Source organism: Endozoicomonas sp., from assembly GCF_051008435.1.
Lineage (GTDB): Bacteria > Pseudomonadota > Gammaproteobacteria > Pseudomonadales > Endozoicomonadaceae > Endozoicomonas_A.
Map to the genome: position 1 here is coordinate 1 of NZ_JBPCXO010000359.1, position 1,794 is coordinate 1,794.

General features: G+C 45.7%; 1 protein-coding gene. It reads left to right on the plus strand.

Annotated elements, in window-relative coordinates:
• Nucleotides 1-572: 572 nt before the first annotated feature.
• On the plus strand, nucleotides 573-1,794 hold a 1,222-nt coding region (locus tag ACR2PX_RS18145), incomplete at its 3' end, for a hypothetical protein (RefSeq protein ID WP_434000772.1).

Consider the following 1,794-nt stretch of genomic DNA (forward strand, 5'->3'; position numbering starts at 1 on the left):
TTTATGAGCATCGGCGGCGGCTTTTGTTGTTTTTTTGTCCTTCAACAAAAACTATCAAAAGTCAGCTGTCGATGCCCTTTTATCCTCGAAATTGTTCATTCCTACCCACAGATACCCCTGAAGAGCCTAAAATTGAATAAAAAAGGGTAATTGTCCCATAGGCGTTACTGATGCTCCGGGCTCCCACTCTACCTGTATTTTTCCTTCGAAAGTTTCAATCTCTATAGTTTGCGATTTGATTTGTTTATTGGTGGCAGGCAATTCACCCTTTGGGTGAGCCTGTTTTGGAGGAAGAACCATCCTGCAGCCCTTTGTTGGTCAAAGGGTTTGAAGTGTAGACCGTGTTTTGACTGATGAATTTAGGTTGACTCGGGATGCACGAGAAACGAACAGGGCTGATCTGCTGAATACTGACCAGATAAGCAAGAACGCTTTTCCACCAATAGACTATGCTGTCAATCCCCTTGTTATGAGAATGCAGCTAATCCGAGCTATGTAGGCACTTTCATGGTTCGGGTAAGCTGCATTTCCCGCTCATGGCTGTTTGAGACTGAATTCAAGAGGAAGCAGTGATGAATAGAAAATTTAAAAGCCTGTTGGCTTCGGCAATGTATACAATGCTGCTACTGTTCACAGATTTTTCTACAGGCTCAGAAACAATAATGTCGTCCACCAGTACGGGGGCAGTAAAACACCAGGCACAATACATCCTGCCAGTTGGTTTATTGCTAACTGGTATTGCGCTATTGGAAACAAGGATAAATGACGCGCTCACATCACAGGACACCATTGAAGTGTTTCCTGATGGAGAGGACGAGTTACCTGACTGTAGTACCATCGTGACCGATTATTACATGCCGCCTGGTGATCCTTTTAATACAGAAGAGGTGCCTTCACCCTTGGAAAAGGGGCTGGAGCTGATGTGGTCAATGCTGGCAATGATCACAGGCAGTGCTGGCAGTGGGGAAGATAACGGGGGACTCAATCAGCCTCGCATCATAACCGGCTCTATTGATGACGAGACGGGTCAACCGGATGCACACGAGATGGCGGAGCAAGCAAAACGCTTTGACGAACAGCATGCGAGTAATGAGGATGGCTGTTTTTTTGACTGGCAGAGGGACTGGGTTGGCGATGAAGAAGAAAAAGATCTTGAGATAAATAGCACAGAACCGGAATACAGTGATGAAATAAACACGGCGACCTGTCATAGCGCAGTCGTGATGATGGGGGTAGTTCAGGCACCCAAAGATGGAGATAAAGCACCTGAAGGAGAAAGCGGGAGCGGCGCCCAGGGAGGGGATCAAACCAGTAGTGCTCTTGTTGAAGGTTCATGCCCAGACTTACACAGCTCCCCTCCTGCCGCCAAAGAGGTTTACCTTAAACTTATTCATACACTCTCCCGGAATCAGATTCCACATCTTCAAATTGATCAATCTTCTCTAGAAAATATGGCGCTTGCCCTGGAGTTTTCAAGCATAGACGACATAGATACTGCCCACGCCATGGAATTGCAAATTATCCCCCCCGGCCCAGTTTTTTATACTTGGACAGCTATTCATGGAACAACTATTTTTGATGGCATTAACAATCCCGGACAGTACCAGGGTCTGAACTATGTCGACAATATTTCTTCAGAAGCAGATAAGCTGGCCAAACAGGGTATTCCAGTACTGGTCATATATACCGAAGTAGGTATGACGCAAGATCAGATTCAAAAAATGAATACGCTCTTCGAAAAACACTCTAACATCATCACTATGAGCATTGAGTCTGACTTGAAAAACCTGCTCC